At 68.5% G+C, this 20,019-nt stretch carries 15 protein-coding genes; 12 read left to right on the top strand and 3 right to left on the bottom strand.

The annotated features are described in order from the left end of the window. Positions 1-5: 5 nt before the first annotated feature. From D0C15_RS09705 to D0C15_RS09685, 5 genes are all read left to right on the top strand, one after another. Positions 6-1,379, top strand: a complete 1,374-nt coding sequence (locus D0C15_RS09705) for a PPE domain-containing protein (RefSeq protein ID WP_116043089.1) — start codon at positions 6-8, stop codon at positions 1,377-1,379. A 56-nt stretch (positions 1,380-1,435) separates the two neighbouring features. Next, positions 1,436-2,230 (top strand): ESX secretion-associated protein EspG, encoded by a 795-nt coding sequence (locus D0C15_RS09700; protein ID WP_116043087.1) that lies wholly within the window; start codon positions 1,436-1,438, stop codon positions 2,228-2,230. 562 nt (positions 2,231-2,792) lie between these two features. Next, positions 2,793-5,228: a replicative DNA helicase gene (gene dnaB, locus D0C15_RS09695; RefSeq protein ID WP_211323140.1), complete on the top strand. Its 2,436-nt coding sequence runs from the start codon at positions 2,793-2,795 to the stop codon at positions 5,226-5,228. A 173-nt stretch (positions 5,229-5,401) separates the two neighbouring features. Next, complete coding sequence (locus D0C15_RS09690; protein ID WP_116043083.1) at positions 5,402-6,643, top strand: YncE family protein; 1,242 nt, start codon at positions 5,402-5,404, stop codon at positions 6,641-6,643. A gap of 94 nt (positions 6,644-6,737) precedes the next feature. Beyond that, entirely contained in the window at positions 6,738-7,526 is a 789-nt protein-coding gene (locus tag D0C15_RS09685) for a dioxygenase family protein (protein ID WP_116043081.1), read from the top strand. Positions 7,527-7,610: 84 nt separating this feature from the next. Here the strand turns inward: D0C15_RS09685 and D0C15_RS09680 are convergent, their stop codons facing one another. Both D0C15_RS09680 and D0C15_RS09675 read right to left on the bottom strand, forming a co-directional pair. Next, positions 7,611-10,508, bottom strand: a complete 2,898-nt coding sequence (locus D0C15_RS09680; protein ID WP_116043079.1) for a beta strand repeat-containing protein — start codon at positions 10,506-10,508, stop codon at positions 7,611-7,613. 201 nt (positions 10,509-10,709) lie between these two features. Beyond that, positions 10,710-11,855 carry a hypothetical protein gene (locus tag D0C15_RS09675; protein ID WP_162829967.1) on the bottom strand — a complete coding sequence of 382 codons (1,146 nt, stop codon included), beginning with the start codon at positions 11,853-11,855 and terminating at the stop codon, positions 10,710-10,712. Between the two features lie 461 nt (positions 11,856-12,316). Here D0C15_RS09675 and D0C15_RS09670 point away from each other — a divergent pair, with 461 nt between their 5' ends. From D0C15_RS09670 to D0C15_RS09645, 6 genes are all read left to right on the top strand, one after another. Then, entirely contained in the window at positions 12,317-13,480 is a 1,164-nt protein-coding gene (locus tag D0C15_RS09670) for an AI-2E family transporter (protein ID WP_116043209.1), read from the top strand. Further along, on the top strand, positions 13,477-14,670 hold the full coding sequence (macS, locus tag D0C15_RS09665) for a MacS family sensor histidine kinase (RefSeq protein ID WP_245975672.1): 1,194 nt from the start codon (positions 13,477-13,479) through the stop codon (positions 14,668-14,670). The genes D0C15_RS09670 and macS overlap by 4 nt, the downstream gene beginning before the upstream one ends. Continuing rightward, positions 14,667-15,335 carry a response regulator gene (locus tag D0C15_RS09660; RefSeq protein ID WP_116043072.1) on the top strand — a complete coding sequence of 223 codons (669 nt, stop codon included), beginning with the start codon at positions 14,667-14,669 and terminating at the stop codon, positions 15,333-15,335. The genes macS and D0C15_RS09660 overlap by 4 nt, the downstream gene beginning before the upstream one ends. Positions 15,336-15,464: 129 nt before the next feature. Beyond that, positions 15,465-15,776: an AbrB/MazE/SpoVT family DNA-binding domain-containing protein gene (locus tag D0C15_RS34660; protein ID WP_116043069.1), complete on the top strand. Its 312-nt coding sequence runs from the start codon at positions 15,465-15,467 to the stop codon at positions 15,774-15,776. Continuing rightward, positions 15,773-16,159: a type II toxin-antitoxin system VapC family toxin gene (locus tag D0C15_RS09650; protein WP_211323137.1), complete on the top strand. Its 387-nt coding sequence runs from the start codon at positions 15,773-15,775 to the stop codon at positions 16,157-16,159. Before D0C15_RS34660 ends, D0C15_RS09650 begins: the two co-directional genes overlap by 4 nt. Positions 16,160-16,300: 141 nt before the next feature. Next, positions 16,301-16,957: a DUF1707 SHOCT-like domain-containing protein gene (locus D0C15_RS09645; RefSeq protein WP_116043206.1), complete on the top strand. Its 657-nt coding sequence runs from the start codon at positions 16,301-16,303 to the stop codon at positions 16,955-16,957. A 16-nt stretch (positions 16,958-16,973) separates the two neighbouring features. Here D0C15_RS09645 and ptsP read toward each other — a convergent pair whose 3' ends face one another. Further along, entirely contained in the window at positions 16,974-18,620 is a 1,647-nt protein-coding gene (gene ptsP / locus D0C15_RS09640; RefSeq protein ID WP_116043065.1) for a phosphoenolpyruvate--protein phosphotransferase, read from the bottom strand. Positions 18,621-19,202: 582 nt separating this feature from the next. On the opposite strand from ptsP, the gene D0C15_RS09635 reads away from it, so the two are divergent. Then, a complete protein-coding gene (locus D0C15_RS09635) occupies positions 19,203-20,012 on the top strand; it encodes a TetR/AcrR family transcriptional regulator (protein ID WP_116043063.1) in 810 nt (269 codons plus the stop codon). Positions 20,013-20,019: the final 7 nt, after the last annotated feature.

Here is a 20,019-nt window from a genome sequence, read left to right as displayed (position 1 = left end):
CGCGGATGCCATTCTTCCTCATTCCCATCGTCGTCGGAGCGGCTACGTACGGTGCGGCCACACAGGACGAGGCTGGGCAGTACGCGGCTGGCGACGGCGAGCGCAGGATCGACGCGTACCAGATCTGGGAGCAGATCACCTCCGGTCCCGGCGTCGGCTCGATCAGTGACGGCCAGCAGGCCGCGGGCCGGTTGAAGGGGACCTACGAGCAACGGGTGCACACCATCGAGGACCTGTCCAGGGATATGGACGCGGCCTGGCAGGGCAAGGCCGGTGACGCGGCGAACTCGGGCGCACATCCGCTGAAGGTCTGGATGGAGGACTCCCGGGACAAGCTGAAGGACAGCGACACCTATCTCGGCGAGCAGCGCAACGCCTTCACCACCGTCCACTCGCGGGTGGAGCCGATTCCGCAGCAGCCGCCGGACAGCGGCTTCCTGAACGACATCACGCCCTGGGAGACCGATACCGACAGGGCGATCAAGGACTACAACACCAAAGCGCAGGCCAACGTCGACGCGTTCAACACGTACTTCGAGGCGAGCAACGAGAACGCCAGCGGGATGCCCACCTACAGCGAGGTGGACGGCGAGTTCGGCAGTATCGAGGTCGACGGCGACGGCAGTGGCGGCGACAAGGACGGCGCAGATCGCGACGGCGGGGGCGGCGATCGCGACGGTGGTGGCGGTGGCGGCTACACCCCCGGCCAGATCCCCGGTGGCGGCGGGGGCGGCGGTTACCAGCCGGGGAACATCCCGGGCGGCGGCGGGGGCGGTATCGGCGGTGGCGGAAGCGGGGGCTACGGCCCCGGCCAGATCCCCGGCGGCGGTGGCTACGGTGACCTGCCGGGTGGGGGTGGCTACAGGCCGGGCGACAACGCACCCGGCGGCGGCGGTTACCGGCCGGGGCAGATTCCCGAATGGGACGACGGCACCAACGCATCCGGCTACAAACCCGGCAGCATTCCCGCGGCTGATCTACCTCGGGGTGGTGGTGGCGGGGGCGGTTACACCCCTGGCTCCGCGGGTGGCATCGGCGCGGGTGGCGGCGCTGCGCGCGGCTTCGGGCCCGGCGGCGCGGGCGGCTTTGGCCCTGGCGCGGCGGGCTTCGGCCCCGGCGGAGGCACCGGGTCGGTAGCGCCGGGTGCGGGATCTGGATCCGGTGCGGGCGGGGCCGGCGGTGCCCGTGGCGGCGCTGTCGGCGGTGGCGCGGGTGGTCGCGGCATGATGGGCGGAATGGGCGGCATGATGGGCGGCGGCGCCCGTGGCGGCAAGGGTGGCGAGGACGAGGAGCACCAGTCCAAGTTCCTCGTCGAGGAGGATCCGAACTCACTGTTCGGCAGCGACGAGCTGACCGCGCCCCCGGTGATCGGCGAGTAGCCGACGCCGCAACGCCACGCCATCACTCTCACGAAACTGGAAACGGGGACAACACGGTGCTGCACCAGCAGGTGACCTTGACGACGGGCACACTGCTCACCCTCCTGCGCCGCCGCGCGGCCGAGCCGCACACCGTGCTCGCGAGCACGCCGACCTGGCTCAGCCCGCAAGCACGGCGGTCGGAGGACGCGCGAGCCGATGCCGAGCTGGCGAAGTACGGGCTCGCGGGTCCACGGGGGATCGACCCGGGGCTGCTGGCCACGGTCGACGCAGTAGCCCGCCCCTCCCTCGAGTACTACGCCTGGGTCCAGGGCGGCTACGACGGCAAGGCCGTCAACTACACACTCCTGGCCGGCAGTGCGGGCGGAGAGGCTTTCGTGCTGGCGCGCAACACCGAGTACGAGGGTGTCGTGCTGGTGAGCGTGCGACCGGACGAGGTGCTGGACAACTTTCTCGCACAGGTCCCGAAACTCGCTCCCGGCAAGGGGCAGCCATTGCTGGTGCCGAAGAGTGAGGCCACCGGTGCCCGCCGTGCGAGCGCGGAGGCCGATGGCGGGTTCGCGGTGATGCGTGGCGCACGGCCCGATCCGAACAGCCTCGCGGCCGACGAACTCCGCCGCTTGCTCGGCCTGCGCAGGCTTGGCGGCGGCAGTTTGTACGTGGCAGCTCGGAGCCGGATGGGGACGAGGCAGCGGATCGAGCGGCCGGTGAACTACATCGACACGGTCGAGGGCAGGTGGCTGACAGAGGAGCGACCGGGCAGCGGTGAACCCCTCATCGGCTTCACCCCGGCCACGCCGCAACTGCTCGCAGACCGGCTACGCAGCGCACAGACTTCGCTGGCTGCCTGAACTCTGCCTGCCGTCCTTTCAGCCTAACGAGTTGGCTCTCTACGCTCCGTAGCATCTATCCACAGGCGCTGGGGATCAGCTTGTTCTTCCCCATCCGCGACACGCCGATCGGCTTGTTTCGAACGACACGCCGGTCTGGGCAAAACAAACTTACCCACAGCTTCCACATGCGCCCTGACCTGCATTTTCTTTGTCGAGGCGGAAGTTTGTCCACAGGTAATCAACAGGGGTCCACAGGCCTGTGACTCGTTCTGGCGTTTCATCCACAGGTTGTCCACACGACGGTCCCCAGGCGGAATTGCGCTACTCCTTCCGGGCGCTCTAGCGTGCCCGCGGGCGGACACTCATTGTTGGCCTCAAGGGGGCCCATCCGGGTCAGCAACGTCACGACCGGAGCAGTGAAACGCCGGTCGGAAATGACCGCGACACGGAACGGAATCCGGTATAGTCGAACTGGTGTTCGACCTGAGTTGCCGGCCCTGTTGACTCTGATCGTCGACCCGGACCAGGTGGGCCCGGACGCCGATCGGTAACGCGTTCGATCATGGAGGTGCCAGCAGCGGTGGCGATCACCGACGACCGAGGTCCCGCTTTTGCTTCCGGGCAGGGCGAGCCACGGCAGGGCGAGTTCGACCGCCAGCCGCCTCAGGACCTCGCGGCCGAACAGTCGGTTCTCGGCGGCATGCTGCTGTCCAAGGACGCCATCGCCGATGTGGTCGAGGTGTTGCGCGCTGGTGACTTCTACCGGCCTGCGCACGAGGCCGTGTACGACTGCGTACTCGATCTGTACGGCCGGGGCGAGCCCGCGGACCCGATCACCGTCTCCGCCGAACTGGAGCGGCGCGGCGAGCTGGGTCGCGTGGGCGGCGCGCCCTATCTGCACACCCTGATCGCGACCGTGCCCACCGCGGCGAACGCCGGCTACTACGCGGAGATCGTCGCGGAGAAGGCCATCCTGCGAAGGCTGGTCGAGGCGGGCACCCGGATCGTGCAGTACGGGTACGGCGCGAACTCGAACGGTGACGGCGGCAATGTCTCCGAGGTGGTGGACCGCGCACAGGCCGCCATCTACGAGGTGACGGAGCGACGTACCAGTGAGGACTACGTCGCGCTGGAGGAGCTGCTCCAGCCGACGATGGACGAGATCGATGCGATCGCGTCGCGCGGTGGTTCGGCACAGGGCATCCCGACCGGATTCCTCGACCTGGACGAGGTGACCAACGGCCTGCATCCGGGTCAGATGGTCATCGTCGCCGCCCGGCCCGGTGTCGGTAAGGCGTTGGCACTGGACACACCGCTGCCGACGCCACAGGGCTGGACGACCATGGGGGAGGTCGCCCCAGGCGACCAGCTTCTGGGTGCCGACGGTGCGCCGACGACCGTGGTGGCCGCTACGCCGGTGATGCACGACCGCCCTTGCTACGAGGTCGAGTTCTCGGACGGTTCGGTGGTGGTGGCTGACGCCGAGCATCAGTGGGTTACCCACACCCGAGCGTCACGGCGCGCGGCGCGGGCGGACACCGCGTCTTCCGCGGTGCGCACAACACGGGAGATCGCGGCCACTCTCCGCTGCGATACGGCAGATGAGCGGATCAACCACTCCGTGGCCTGCACTCAGGCGCTACACCTGCCCGAACAATCCCTGCCGTTGCACCCCTACGCACTGGGTGCGTGGCTGGGAGACGGGCACTCCGCCGGTGCACGGTTCACAACGGCGGACCCGCAGATCGTTTGCTTCCTGGAGGCAGAGTGCGGTTTGGTCGCCGCGCCCCGAGGGAACTTGAGCTACGACCTGTCCCTGCCGCCACCCGAGCCGATCGAGTTCCACGGGACCGTACCGGGCATCCTGCGCAACATCGGGGTCCTGGGCGACAAACACATTCCGGCCCGCTATCTACGTGGGTCGATCGATCAGCGAAGGGCCCTGCTCGCGGGTCTGCTCGACACCGATGGCACGGTGACCGCATCGGGATCAGTGCAGTTCTCCGTTACGAACCGCAGGTTGGCTGAAAATACCCGCGAGCTCATCGTGAGCTTGGGCTATCGGTGCTCCATGACCGAGAAGCCGGTTCGTGGGCGCACCGAGGCCTCCTCGACCGCGTACACGCTGAACTTCACGACACAGGATCGGGTGTTCTGGCTCGAGCGTAAGCACCTGTTGCAGAAGGAGCGGTCGACCGGCAGGCGCTGCCACTCACCGATTCGCTACATCGTCGCCGCACGTCCCATTCCCAGTGTTCCCGTCCGCTGTGTCGAGGTAGCCGCGCCGGATCACCTGTACCTGGCCGGCCGGTCGATGATCCCCACGCACAACTCGACCCTCGGACTGGACTTCGCCAGGTCCTGCTCGATTCGGCACGGCATGAGCAGCGTCATCTTCTCCCTGGAGATGAGCCGCACCGAGATCGTGATGCGCATGCTCTCGGCGGAGGCGCGCATCCGGCTGCAGGACATGCGCGGTGGCCGCATGTCCGACGACGACTGGACGCGGCTGGCCAGGCGGATGAGCGAGATCAGCGAGGCGCCGCTGTTCATCGACGACTCACCGAATATGACGATGATGGAGATCCGCGCGAAGGCCCGCAGGCTCAAGCAGCGCAACGATCTGAAGCTGGTGGTCGTCGACTACATGCAGCTGATGACCTCGGGCAAGCGGGTCGAGTCGCGGCAGCAGGAGGTCTCGGAGTTCTCCCGGCAGCTCAAGCTGCTGGCCAAGGAGATCGAGGTTCCCGTGGTGGCGATCAGCCAGCTGAACCGTGGACCGGAGCAGCGCACGGACAAGCGGCCGATGCTTTCCGACCTGCGTGAGTCCGGTTCCCTGGAGCAGGACGCGGACATCGTGCTGCTGATCAACCGGCCCGACGCCTGGGAACGCGACGACCCGCGCGCGGGTGAGGCGGACCTGATCCTGGCGAAGCACCGTGCCGGGCCGACCAGCACTGTGGTCGTCGCTCACCAGTTGCACTACAGCCGTTTCGCCGACCTCGCCCACGAGTAACGGCGGCTTTGCAGGGCCTCATTGATCTCGGCCACAGAACCCGAAGGACTTGTGTCCGGTCACAACGATTGCCCGGCAAGTCTGGGATGGATCCCAAGGTCGTTACCCCCGGAGTGGGCACCATCATGGTCAGGCAGGGGGCTACCGGTCGGTAACTGGGCGAAAGGGAATCAATGCTCACGAAGAAGCGGGCAGCTGCCATTCTGGCCACCCTCGCACTCACCTGCGTCGTGGTGTCGCCCGCGCAGGCGATACCGGAGCCCCCCGGAACCCAGGAGGTGCTGTTCGTCGGCAACAACTGGGACGGCACCGTGGACGTCATATCGCCCGCCCCCGACGGCAGTCTCGACAAGCTGGGCAGGATCAACGTCATCCCGGACATCCGCGAGCGGATGCAGGAGATCTACCTCAACCCGGTCCGGCTGGCCTACTTCCTCGGCATTCGAGCGCTCATCGGCGAAGGCCACGACCAGTTCGTAGACGATATGTACAGCAGCCCGGACGCGCGGACCCTCGTGGTCTCCCGGCCGAGTCTCGCCGACGTGGTCGCTATCGACGTGAACAGTGGCCGGCTCGTGTGGCGCTTTCAGGTCGATGGTCAGCGGTCCGATCATATGGCGGTCTCACCCGACGGCAGCCAGGTCGCGGTATCCGCTTCGACCGGCAATGTCGTGCACATCCTCGACATCGAGACCGGCACCGAGGTGGGCCGCTTCCCCTCCGGTGACTCACCGCACGAGAACGTCTACTCCGGCGACGGCGAACGCATCTTCCACGCCAGCATCGGCACGGTCTACACCCCGCTCGACCGGCCGTGGCTGGACACGACAAAGGGGGAGCGGTACTTCCAGGTGGTCGATCGCGACTCGAACGAGGTGGTCCGCAGGATCGACATGGGCAAGAAGCTCGCGGAGGCGGGCTATCCGGACATGAGTTCCGCGGTCCGGCCGATGACGTTCTCCACCGACGAGCGTTTCGTCTACTTCCAGGTCTCCTTCTTCCACGGCTTCGTCGAGTACGACCTCGAAGCGGACCGGGTCACCAGGGTGGCCAACCTGCCGATCGCCGAGCACGTCCAGGACATGCCTCGCGAGCAGTACCTCCTGGACTCCGCCCACCACGGGATCGCGATGAACCCACAGGGCACCGCGCTCTGCGTGGCGGGAACGATGTCGGACTACGCGACGATCGTGTCGCCGCGGACGCTCCGGCACAAGGAACTGGTCAGCACCGGGACCAAGCCGTACTGGGCGACCCCGAGCGGCGACGGCAGGCACTGCTTCGTCTCGTGGAGCGGCGACGACAGGATCTCGGCGATCTCCTACGCGACCGGCAAGGAGGTCGCGGCCGTCGGCGTCGGCGATCACCCGCAGCGGATGCGCCTCGGTAGCCTGCCCGCGGACTGGATCGGGTAATCCTGACCCCACGGACCTGATTCGGGAATACCGGCGCGGCCCGCATCGTCGTATACTCAGTAGTTGAAATTTCAACTCAACTTGGGAGTTGACAATGCCGGCCATCGCCAACCGGATGCCAGTGCTCTACCTCAGCCACGGCGCGCCACCATTGGCCGATGATCCGCTGTGGCCGCAGCAACTCGCGGCCTGGTCCAGCGAACTCGATCGACCCACCGCGATCCTCGTGGTGTCCGCACACTGGGAAGAGGCGCCGCTGACGATCGGGGCGACCAGCACGGTCGATCTGATCTACGACTTCTGGGGTTTTCCCGAGCACTACTACCAGGTCACCTATCCCGCGCCAGGGGCTCCGGAACTGGCGGCGCGCGTACGTGCACTGCTGCGCGGCGGCGGCGCACCGGTGCACGATGCGCCGGATCGCGGACTCGATCACGGCGCCTACGTGCCGCTGGTGGAGATGTTCCCCGACGCCGATGTCCCCGTCCTGCAGATCTCGATGCCCTCACTGGACCCGCGACAACTGTTCGAGATCGGCCGTCGGCTGGCCCCGCTGCGCGACGAGGGTGTGCTGATCATGGGGAGCGGCTTTTTCACCCACAATCTCCAGGGGATGAACATGGCCAGGCCCAGCGACTCCGAACCGCCGTCCTGGTCGGCGGAATTCGACATGTGGGGCGCGGAGACCCTGCGAGCCGGAGACATCGACGCGGTCCTCGACTTCGAGCACAAGGCGCCTGCGGCGCGGCTGGCGCATCCACGTATCGAACATTTCGCCCCGTTGTTCATCTCCCTCGGCGCCGGGGAGGACACGGAACGACCCAGGTCGGTGATCGACGGTTACTGGTACGGGCTCGCGAAACGCTCGCTGCAGCTCGGCTGACCCGCGGACGAAAAGAGGCCGGGCCCGGGAGCGGTGTGCTCCCGGGCCCGGCCCGTATCAATCTCGGTTCAGTGCATCAGGTGTTCAGCCCTGGATGTTGACCGACCTGTCGGACAGCTCGGCCAGCAGTTCCTCGAACACGCTCAGCGGGCCGTTGTCCAGCTCCGCCATCGCGGGCAGATCGGCCTTCGGGGCCAGGCCGGTCACGTCCATCGAGGGCAGGTTGCCGAGGTCCGTCTGCGGCGCGAGGCCCGAGGGCAGCAGCTCGACCGGCAGCGTGTTCACCTGCGGCAGGCTCGGTGCGTCCGAACGGGCGACCGATCCACCGAGGGGCAGGCCGTCCATCGAGCGCAGGCTGTCCATGTTGGGCAGGCTGGGCAGCGAGTCGGCGGGCAGCTCTGCACCGTCGATCGGCAGGTCGAACTGCGGCTCCTCACCGGCGACCGAGATGTCGGTCAGGTTGCTGGCCTCAGTGGTCGCGCGGCCGAGCAGCTCGAGCGGCACGTCGTAGATCTGCACCAGCGCGCCGATGGGCAGCTGACCATCGATGCCCGAGAAGCTCTGGACGTCCTCCGGCCCGGTCGTGGTCTCGCCACCGACCTCACCGAAGGTGACGTTGTGCCCCTCGGCGTCCGCGACTCCGAGTGCCGCGGCCGCGTTTCCGAAGACCTGCACGACCGCAGCGGCCGGCACGTCGAGGATGTTGCCCGAGAACCCGCCTTCGACGGCCGAGGTCTCGATGTCGCCACCGGAGGTGATGTCGGTCGAGTTGGTCGCCTCGCCCGATGCCTTCGCCATCAGGGCAGCGGCGTCGCCGAAGACCTGGGCGATGGGCAGCCCCTGTGCGCTGACCACGTTGCCGGCCAGCCCGCCACCGTCACCGTTGGTCTCGGTGTCGCCACCGGCAACGGCCACGATGTCGTTGGTGCTCTCGCCACCGACGAGCCCGATCCAGCTGGCTGCCGAACCGAACACGCTGGCCGCACCCGCGACGGGCGCCTGGATGACGTTGCCGGAGACCGCGCCTTCCTGGCCGTCGGTGCTGGCGTCGCCGCCCGCGATCGAGTCGGTCAGGTTCGCGCTGGTGCCGTGCCCGGTCCCGATGAAGGAACCGCCGATGCCGTGCAGCTGCACCGGCAGGGCCACGGGGACCGTGCCGATGTTGCCGGAGGCGCCTGCCTCCTTGCCGCTGGCGTGCAGGTCACCGCCCGCCTCGGTGATCGTGTCGGACGAGGCGACACCGACGCCACGGCCGATGTGCGAGCCACCGATGCCGAAGAGCTGGACCGGCACCGACAGCGGCGTCGCGACCAGGTTGGAGCTACCCAGAGCGTCGTCGTCCTCGGTGTTGCCCGGGCCGCCTGCCTTGATCCGCTTGGTCTCGGCGGCCGTGCCCGTGCCCTGGCCGATGTAGGAGCCACCGATGCCGAAGACCTCGACCGGGATGGCGGCCGGGACCTGCACCAGGTTGCCACCGACGGTGGAGTCGTTGCCCCTGGTGCCGTTGTAGCCACCAGTGGTGACCGTCTTCTCCTCGGTCGCGGTGCCCGAGGCGTTACCGATGTGCGAGCCACCGATGCCGAAGACCTCGGGGGCCAGCGACAGCGGCGCGTGCACGCTGTTGCCACCCAGCCCGGAGCCGTCGCCGTTGGTGTAGGTGCCATCGCCAGCGGTCGCGTCGGTCACCACGTCGTGCGAGGCGTGCGAGTTACCGATGTAGGTGCCACCGACGCCGAAGACCTCGGCGGGCAGGCCGACCGGGACATCGGCGATGTTGCCCGACCCACCGGAGTTCTGGCCGGAGGTGCTGGAGAACCCGCCTGCCTCGACCTCGCTGGTGGAGGTTCCGGCGGCGCCGTCACCCAGTGCGTTGCCGGTTGTGGCGTTGCCGATCCAGGATGCCGCGTTGCCCGCGACGTTGGCCACCAGCGCACCCTGCGGCTGCGCGATGTTCCCGGCGAGGAACGACTCGTCGCCACCGGTCTGGATGTAGCTGGGGATGCCGTTGATGCCAGGCGTGCCCTCGTTGCTCGCCTCGGCCTCGGCCGAGGAGCTGGACACGGAGTCGGCGTCCGATCCCCATGCGCCCGCGGCGTTGCCGTTGAACTTCACCGGCAGGGCGATCGGGGCGCCGACGACGTTGCCGCTGGCGGAGCCACCCTCACCGTCGGTCTTGATCCAGCCACCGGACTCGGCTTCGGTCTCGGCGTCGAAGTCGCTGTAGGCGTTCGCCAGGATCCAGGACGCGGCGTTGCCGGTGACCTGAACCGGGGTCGCGAACTGGCCGGCGACCACGTTGCCGGAGGCCCCGGAGCCTGCGCCGTCGGTGGTGATGTTGCCGGTCTCGGTGACTTCCTGGGTGGCGGTACCGGAGGCGTATCCGCTGCCGCCTGCGAGGCCGCCCGCGTTACCGGCGATCTGCACGGGCAGGGCCCAGTCCAGCACGACGGCGTTGCCGGCGAGGCCGGAGTTCTCGCCGTCGGTGGTGGTGTCTTCGTGGTTCTCGTAGGTCTGAACACAGTCGGCGCCCTCGACCGATGCGTCATCGATGACGCCGAGCGCGTTGCCGCAGATCTGGATCGGGACCGTGAGGTCACCGTCGATCTTGTTGCCCTTGTAAGCGTCCTCGGTCTGCTCGAACGAGCCACCCGAAACGCCGTCCTGCGTGGTCCGCGACTCGACGGTCGAGGCGACGTTGGCCACGTCGCCTGCGGTGGAAGTCGATTCAGCGGCGTCCCGCAGCGGCTCGGTGATGGGGTCGGTGCTGATTTCGCCCTCGAACCCAGGGGTGTTGATCTGCCCCAGGGGAGTTCCGACCGCGTTGTCGTCAATCTGGACCGGAACGTTGACGTTCAGGTCCAGCGGGCCAGCAGGGCTGTCCGGGTTGACGTTCTCATCGGCAGATGCGATGCCCGTACCGAGCATCAACAAACCACCCGTGACCAGCGCGGTCTGTAGTCCACGCTTCGCCCAGGTCTGCATTAGCAGGTTCTCCTTTTCCTTGGTTTCCCTTGCGGGCTATATGGGGGTGCTCGAGCAGTGGCGCCAAGCACCCGGGGTGGGGATGAGGCGGACGCGTGGATACGCGGACCGCTGGGGAGATGCCGGGGAGCCGAAGACGCACGAGCCGGGACACGAAGGTGCCGGGCAGTGGGGTGCGTCAGCTACCCCGGGAGAGGTGAATCAGTCAGGCGTCACGCCGGGCTGAGAGCCCGGGCTGACCTGCAGGTGACGCATACCGGACCGGATCTCGCCGATCACGATGTCGTCGGAAGCGGCGTACGCGCCGGCGGGAACGCCGAACGTCGTGCCGTCCAAGTGGCCACCACCGTGCGTGCCACCGGGAACGGTGGGCGCAGTGATCGGTGCCAGCGGAATTCGCACCGGCTGAACCGGTGTCTTGCCCTCACGGTCGTCCCCGGTACCCCGCGCGTCGTCAGCGGAGTCACCGATGGAGTGCCGGACGTCAACGGCTGAGCCGATGGCGTCGAGTGCGGCCGGGGGAATCTCGACCGTGAAGATTTCGGGGGAGCCGGTTCCGGAGGAGGTGTGCTCGGGAGCAACCTGGTCCGGTGCCGGCGATGCGGGCTGGCCGGAGCCGTCACCCGGAAGCGCGGGGAGCGCGGGGAGTTGGTCGATCAGGTCGCCACCGGTCCTGGGGTGGAGCATCCCAAGCACGTTGTGGGCGAAGTCCTGAACTTCCTGAGAGGGAGTCAGCGTGCGCTCGACGACGCTCCGGGTCTCCCTGGGATCGCGAACGACCTGCTCGACCGAGTTGAGCAGCCGGTGCGCCGACTGCGCCGCGGAACGCTCGGTGAAATCGCAGATCGCGGTGCGCACCTCGCCGGCGGCTGTGGTGGTGGCCTCCGTGACCTCGCTGATGTCGCTGGCATCGCTGGTTTCGCTGGCATCGCTGGCATCGCTGGTTTCGCTGATGTCGCGCGCCTCGCGGCGGTCCTGCGAGGCGTCATCGGCTTCGCGCGGGACAACCGGGCCGTCGCAGGCCTGGGCCAGTACGTCCGCACCTGCGTCGGTGGCACCGGAGGTCAGCTCGTCAGCGCCCTCGACGACGGCGTCGGTGGCCGGGCTGGCCGAAGCAGCGGTTGCGTCCTTGTCCCGGGTGTCCGAATCCGAGTCGGTGGTGTGGCTGCGCACCTCGGCAGCGATGTTGGTGATCAGGTTGTCGTCGGGCTCAGTCGACGCGGCGGCACCAGAGGTGGTGACGGCCCATGCGGCGGCGGTGCCCGCGACCGCTCCGCCGAGAACCAGGAGAAAACGGGAGCACCAACGGCCAGCGCGTCGCCCGCGCCACCCCTCGGTCGCTGCCACCGTCTCCACTGTGCTCCTGCCGTGCGTGTCTGTGGGTGCCCGTTCGCGCTTGGACGCGCTTGACCGCAACTACCCGAGTTGATCTTCGCTGAGGATGGTCTACCGATGCGCTTTCCGTTGGCGCACCACAGACATTGGCAAACTGCCAGCCCTTCCCGCACGCTCGACGCGACTTGACTGCACGATCGTGTGAAGAACACACAGTGTGCGTTAACTTCACTAAAAGTGATCAGTGCTGCGTGCCGGTGGTTACTCGAGAGTCGGCAGACTCGGAAACCTCCCGCTCCTGTCAAGCCGCTCTTCGGGTCATTTCGGTGCTTCCAACGACAAAGCCGAGGACGTGCGGGGCCGCGGACCGATACGGTGGGTAGGTGAGCGACCGCGAGAACGCTGCCGTCGGTGCCGAGTCACCGAAACGTCCCCGAGTCCCGGTGATCTCCGAAGATCACGACGTGAGCGGCATGGTTCCGCGGGGGCTGCGAGTGGGCGCCGCCCTGTCGTGGCGCTTCCTGATGGTGATCGCGGCCTTGTACGTGATCATCTGGATGGTCGGCTACCTCGCGGTGCTCGTCATCCCGCTGTCGATCGCGCTCCTGCTCGCCGCCCTGCTGGCGCCCGCGGTACAACGGCTGGTCCGGGCCAGGGTGCCGCGCAGCCTGGCCACCGGCATCGTGCTGGTCGGCGGGCTCGGTGTGCTCGGTGGCCTGCTCACGTTCGTCATCGTGCAGTTCTCCGCGGGGCTGCCCGCGCTGACCACGCAGCTGAACGAGAGCCTGGCGCAGATCCAGGACTGGCTGATCAACGGCCCGCTGCACCTGCGTCAGGAACAGATTCAGGACGTCATCAATCAGACCATCGGATTCCTGCAGGACAACCAGTCCGCGCTCACCGACACCGCGATCACCACCGCGGGCACCATCGGCGAGGTACTGACCGGCTTCGTGCTGACGCTGTTCATCCTGATCTTCTTCCTGTCCGGCGGGACCCAGATCTGGGGCTTCCTCGTGAAGGGCGTTCCGGCCAACGTGCGCAGCCGGGTGGATGTCGCCGGAAGGCGCGGGTTCGCCTCACTGGTCAGCTACGTCAGGGCGACCGCTGCCGTCGCCGTCGTGGACGCGGTCGGCATCGGCATCGGGCTGTGGATCGTCGGGGTGCCCCTGGTGGTTCCGCTGTCCACCCTGGTCTTCCTCGCCGCGTTCGTGCCGATCATCGGTGCGGTGGTCGCCGGGGCGGTGGCCGTACTCGTCGCGCTGGTGACCAACGGTTTCATCACCTCGCTGGTGGTGCTGGCCATCGTGATCGGCGTGATGCAACTGGAGAGCCACGTGCTGCAGCCCCTGCTGCTGGGCAGGGCGGTCAAACTGCATCCGCTGGCGGTAGTGCTGGCGATCGCCGCGGGTCTCGTGGTCGCGGGTATCGCGGGCGCGCTGCTGTCCGTGCCGCTGCTGGCCGTGCTCAACGCCGGCATCAAATCGCTGCTCCACGAACGCGATCCCGCCCAGGCCGAGGTCGACATCCTCGTTCCGGAAAGTGCGACGCCGAACAGCGCGGATCGATCCGGCGACGAAGGCGAGACCGGTACCCCGGCGCCCGATTCGGACGGTGAGTCGGCCAGCAGGTCATGAGCGGCAGGCAGCAACCGCCCGGAGTGGGCATGCGGGTGCGGGACCCGGCCACACCGTTGTGGTGGGGCACGATCGCCCTCCGGATCGTCACGCTGGTCTTCGCCGTCGGCACCGTGCTGGTGCACAGCGAGCAGTACCAGCGACCGTGGCTGGCCTGGACGGTCTGCGCCGCGATGACCGCATGGACGGCCGTGACAACCGTCGTCTACGCACGCGAGCGCCTGCGCAGGCACTGGCTCGTGATCGCCGACGTCGGCCTGACGGCGGGCCTGATGCTCACCTCGCCCCTCGTGCTCTCGGACCTGCAGTACGAGGCGCTGCACCCGCTGATCACGACCGTATGGGCAGCCGTGCCACCGATCGCCGCGGGAGCACGCTTCGGCGCCACCGGTGGAGTGATCGCCGGGCTGGTGATGGCCGTCGCCACCGGATTCGCCCGGCTCGAGGTCAACCTCGACGTCGCCCGCGACGGTGTACTGCTCACCGCGAGCGGTTTGCTGATCGGGATGACCGCCACGACCGCGCGCAGATCGCAGGACGCGCTGGCCAGAGCGATGCGGACGGAGGCGGCGACCGCGGAACGCGAGCGGCTGGCCAGATCGATCCACGACAGCGTCCTGCAGGTGCTGGCCAGGGTGCGCAGAAGGGGAACCGAGTTCGGCGGGGAAGCGGCGGAACTGGCCACGCTCGCCGGCGAGCAGGAGATCGCACTGCGCTCGCTGGTGAGTACCAAGCCGGTGTCCGCGAACGATGGCGGCAGCGCCGACCTGCGGGCCGCCCTCCAGGTACAGGCGACGCCACGGTTCCAGGTTTCCGCTCCCGCGGGTGAGGTGCTGCTGCCCGCGGGTGTCGTGGCCGAACTCGCCGCCGTGGTCAAGGAGGCCCTGGCCAACGTCGAACAGCACGCGGGTGTCCAGGCCCGGGCCTGGGTGCTGCTGGAAGACCTCGCGCGCGAGGTCGCGATCACGGTCAGGGACGACGGGCCCGGAATTTCCGAAGGCCGGCTCGAGGTCGCGGCCGAACAGGGCCACCTTGGTGTCGCGGAGTCGATCAAGGGACGGGTGGCTGCCCTGGGTGGCACCATTTCCCTGGAGACCGGACCGGGCGCGGGAACCGAATGGGAGATCCGGGTTCCGAAGCCGCGGGAGACCGTGCGGCCCCGGTACCGGAAAGGGAGGGCAGTTCGATGACACACGAGGCGGAGGCCATCTCGGTGATGGTCGTCGACGACCATCCGATGTGGCGCGACGGTGTGGCTCGCGATCTCGCCGAGAACGGCTTCGACGTATGCGCCACCGCGCCCGACGGGAACGCCGCGGTACGAATCGCCCGTGCGGTGCGCCCTTCGGTGGTGCTGATGGACCTGAACCTCGGCGACACCTCCGGAGTGGACGCGACCAGGTCGATCACCAGCTCGCTGCCGGATACCCGGGTCTTGGTGCTCTCGGCCAGTGGCGAGCACAACGACGTGCTGGAGGCGGTCAAGGCTGGGGCCTCTGGCTACCTGGTCAAGTCCGCTTCGGCGAGCGAACTGGTGGAGGCCGTGCGCCGGACGTCGGCAGGCGATCCCGTGTTCACCGCGGGGCTCGCGGGGCTGGTGCTCGGTGAGTACCGGCGGATGGCGGACACACCCGCGGACGGCGAGCCGCCGCCACAGCTCACCGAGCGGGAGACCGACGTACTCCGCCTGGTCGCCAAGGGCCTGACCGCACGGCAGATCGCCGACCGCCTGGTGATCTCGCACCGCACGGTCGAGAACCACGTGCAGTCCACGCTGCGCAAGCTGCAACTGCACAACCGGGTCGAACTCGCCCGCTACGCCATCGAGCACGGGCTGGACCGGGACGCGGACTGAACGCCTAGGGTGCTGGCGCACTCCATTGTCGCGCGATTCGCCAAATAATTGAAGTCTTGGCGGGCTTGGAGAAGCTCTCCATAGTCACAACAATGCGGCGAAGTGTGGCGCATCGGGTAGAATGGCCGAATGTCGGCAACCGAGCAGGGTGTGGCGCAAGCGCATGTCACCGCCAGCCCAGATGGGCGCGTGACCATTCCGGCACCCGTGCGGCGGGCGGCCGGCATCGAGCCGGGCCAGCAACTCGTCGCCTACGTGGAGAACGGCCGCGTGGTCCTGGAGGAATGGGGGCACCTGCTACGTCGGGTCCAGCAACGGGTCGCCGCAGCCACCGCCGACCACCCCGGTCTCGCCTCCGACGAACTGCTCGCCGACCGGCGCGCCGAGACAGCTCGCGAGGACACCAGCCCCAACGCCACCGTCGACGGCGCTCCGGCGTGACGGCGGTCCTCGACGCCAGCGCGGCGATCGCGCTGTTGCGCACCGAACCCGGTCACGACCGGGTCGCCGACCGGCTGCGCGGCTCGCTGATATCGGCGGTCAACTACACCGAAGTCGTACAGAAGCTCGCCCAGCTCGGCAGCGACAGCGCCGCAGAGGACGCCGCGGTCCTGAGCGCGCTGGGCATGACCGTCGCCGCATTCGATGCCGAGGCCGCGGTCCGCACCGCGGAAATGTGGCCGGTAACCCGCCATGCGGACCTGTCCCTCGGTGATCGCGCCTGCCTGGCCTTGGCGGCCTCCCTCCCCGACGGCATCGCACTGACCACCGACCGCGCGTGGGCCGGCGTCGACGTCGGCGTGCCCGTGGAACTCATCCGCTGATCAGTAGTCAACCCAGCTGAGTTTCAGGGATTTTCCCCGATTCGGTCCGGGCTCTCGCGACCTACGCTCGTCGTTGTGGCCGAGGAACAGAGCGAAGAGCAGCCGCCGGAGACCGTGGTGGAGCCGGAACGGGCGGACCCGATGTCGCAGGAGCGGCAGCGGCAACGCAATCTGCGGGTCTCCGACAGCGAGCGTGAACATGTGGTGGGCCTGCTCCAGCGGGCGATCGGCAGGGGGATGCTGGATCTCGACGAGTTCACCGAGCGCACCGATGTGGCGCTGGCCGCACGCACCAGGGGTGAGCTGAACGCCGTGCTGGTCGACCTCCCCGGTCTGGTGCACCGCGACGCGGTGACCACCGCGGCCATGCCCGCTCCCGGCGCGGCACCGAACCCCGTCCCCGGTGTTCCCGGCGTCCCCGGGCCGCTCGGCGCCTCCGGCGAACGGCTGGAGCTGAAGGCGCACGGGTCGAACCTCAAACGCAACGGCCGCTGGCACGTGCCCGCCGAGATCTACGTGCGGAACAAGTACGGCGAGACGAAACTGGACTTCACCGAGGCGGAGGTGGCGCATCCCGTCGTACACGTGGAGCTGGACACCAAATGGGGCTCCGTCACCGTGGTCATCCCGCAAACGGCCTCGGTGGACATCAACAACATCACCGAGGTGAAGTGGGGTTCCCTCGAGGACAAGACGAACTCCAACGGCAAAGCCGGCACACCTCGCTACGTACTCACCGGCCGGGTACACGGCGGCTCACTGACCATCAAGAACCCGCGCGGGGGCCTGTTCAGCTGAGGTGGCTCCGCGCCCGTCAGGCGGGTGCCGCGACGCTGCCCGCGCCAGACCTGGCCGCCGTCGCGGTGGCAGCGGCCACCGCGGCCGCCGCCGCCGACCTGCAGTCGTCCAGACTCACCGCGGCCAGGCTCGCACCGACCGCTCGGACCGCGGCGGCGTTCATCGAGAGACTCGATATGCCGAGCCCGGCCAGCACGCGCGCGAGCAGTGGGTCGGCAGCTGCTTCGCCACAGACCCCGGCCGGCTTGCCGGTCTCCCGCGCGGCATCTCCCACGAACGAGATCAGCCGCAGCAGGGCGGGCTGCCACGGGTCGTTCAGGGCGGCGACCGCGCCGAGCTGACGATCGGCGCCGAACGCGTACTGGGCGAGATCGTTCGTGCCAACGGAAACGAACTCCACCGCGTCGAGGATCTCCCGCGCCGCGAGTGCGGCCGCCGGAATCTCGATCATCACCCCCGCTCTGGCGATACCCGCCGCGTGCACCCGCTCGGCGAACCAGGCGGCCTCCTCGGCCGTGGCCACCATGGGGGCCATGACCGAGACCTCGGCGCCGGAGTCGGCAGCGGCTCCGGCGATCGCCTCGAGCTGACGGTCGAGCAGGTCAGGGCGGTCCAGCGCCACTCGCAGTCCACGGACGCCGAGTGCGGGGTTCGGCTCCTCCTCCTGCGCGAGGAACGCCAGCGGCTTGTCCGCGCCAGCGTCCAGAGTGCGGACGACGACCGGCTTGCCGCGAAACGGTTCGAGCACGGCTGTGTAGGCACTGCGCTGCTGCTCCACCGACGGCTCAGTCGGGGCGTCGAGATAGCAGAACTCCGTGCGGAACAGGCCGACACCTTCGGCACCCGCCGCGACCGCCGCCTCGGCGTCGCCTGCCGATCCGACGTTGCCAAGCACCTTCACCCGGTGCCCGTCGGCGGTCTCGCCCTTGCCGTTCCATTCCGCGGGGCCGCCACGTTCGGCGGCGAACACCGGCTCTCCGGCGTCCGCCACCGTCACCGTCCCGGTGTCGCCGTCCACCAGCAGCGCCGCCGCGTTCAGCTCCAGCACGCCGCGCACCGCGACCACGGCCGGTATGCCCAGCGAGCGGGCGAGAATCGCGGTGTGGCTGGTCGGGCCGCCCTCCGCGGTGACGAGTGCGAGCACTTTGGCCGGGTCCAGCCCAGCGGTGTCGGCGGGGGCGAGATCGAGGGCGACGAGCACGCTCGGTGCTTCGAGGTCGGGAACACCGGGCGGAGTGATTCCCAGCAGCTCCGCCACGATGCGGTCGCGCACGTCCTGGACGTCGCGCACACGCTCGGCGAGGTAGCCGCCCGCGGCCGCGAGCTGCTCGGCGAATCCGTCCGCCGCGATATGGACGGCCCTGGCCGCGGGCAGGCGCTCGGCGCTCACCAGCTGCTCGGCGTTGCCGACCAGGGCGGGATCACCGGCCATGGCGGCCGTGGTGATCAGAATCGTCGCGGCCTCGCCGGTCGCGGTCTCGGCCATTGCCTCGAGCCTGGCGACGACGGCCTGCGCGGCCGGGGCGATGCGCTTCGCCTCGACCTGTGGGTCGGCTGGCGCTGGAGTCGCGGGTGGCGCTCCCGCCGGTTCGGCGACCCGGACGACGGGCCCCCTGGCGCGACCAGGACTGACGGCGACTCCGGACAGTTGAGAATCAGGCATGGTCTAGACCATAGCGTGTTGTTTGCCGCATCTGGACCCCTGTCGTGGTCGTCGAACTCCGATCGCGCCTTCGAGGGTATCGGCGGGATCGAGCCCGCGGCATCTGACGCAACCGATCGATGCAGCTGGTGGTGTACCGGATCCGCTCCGTATGCGTATGTGAAGAACTTTGTAACTTTGCGGGCTCTCAATGCGACAATCAGCGGAGTGCCCACCACGTGTCACTCGTTCGGGGCGGATCCAATCCGGAAACGTCACGTCGAAGGACATGGCGGGCTCTCCTGTCACACCGGTGCGTTCGCGTGCCGGTGTTGTTCGGCCAGAGGTCCGATGGACCGCCGGTCGGGCATCGGGTCGCCGGCATCGGTCACGTAGCCCCCCGAGTGATCGGTGCCGGCGGCGCCCGGCCCGTCTGGGCGCCGGAACGCGGGTTCTCCCCGAACCGGTGCACGCGCTGATCGCGCTCGCAATCGTGATCGTCTCGATGTGGACGCTCGCGCCGTTACACCGAGTGTTCCGCCGCCTCAGCTCCTAGACTTCCGGAATTCGACACGAATACGGCAGTTCGGACGGGGACCGGTCATGACCAAGCCCATACGCGACGCGAATGGCGAAACCGACCAGTCGGACGAGGCGCGACCCCAGCGGCGAGTGCGCCGGGAGGGCAGGGCGCGGGAACGGTCGGCGACCGACCACGACATCAAGCAGACGGCGCGCACGCTGCTGATGGAACGCGGCCCCGAGGCGGTGACGCTGCGAGCGATTGCCAGGGAACTCGGGATCACGGCGCCCGCCCTCTACCGCTACTACGGCTCCCGCGACGACCTCATCGAACACCTGCGGCTCGACGTGATCTCCGATCTCGCCGGAGAACTGTCCACCGAGGTCGCCGAACTGCAGGAGGACGGCGCCCTGCAGCTGTTCGCCATCTGCAAGGGCTTCCGCCGCTGGGCGCTCACCCATACCCGTGAGTTCACGCTGGTGTTCGCCTCACCGACGGGCGGGGTCGGATCTGCGGCAGGCAGCGTCGCCACGCTCAACCGCGTCGCCGAGCCGTTCGGCCGCATCTTCCTGAGCGCCGCGGGCGAGGTTCTCGCGAAACACGATCTCGCCATCCCCTCGGCCGAGCTGGTGCCCCCCGAGCTGTGGGAGGACCTGGCCACCTACCGGGACGAACTCCTGGCCGTGATCAACGAGTCCGGGCTGGACATCTCCGCGGACAAGCTCGACCTGGGCACCACATACCTGATGATCCAGTTCTGGGCTCGCCTGTACGGACACGTGACGCTGGAGGTGTTCGGCAACTACCCGATCGTGGTGTCCAATCCGGACGCCCTGTTCGACGCGATGCTGGCCGATCTCGCCAGGGAGATCGGCCTCACCCTCACGTAGCCGCAGC

The sequence above is a fragment of the Amycolatopsis palatopharyngis genome (assembly GCF_003385185.1).
Lineage (GTDB): Bacteria > Actinomycetota > Actinomycetes > Mycobacteriales > Pseudonocardiaceae > Amycolatopsis > Amycolatopsis palatopharyngis.
This window is presented reverse-complemented; position numbering and strand designations above follow the sequence as displayed.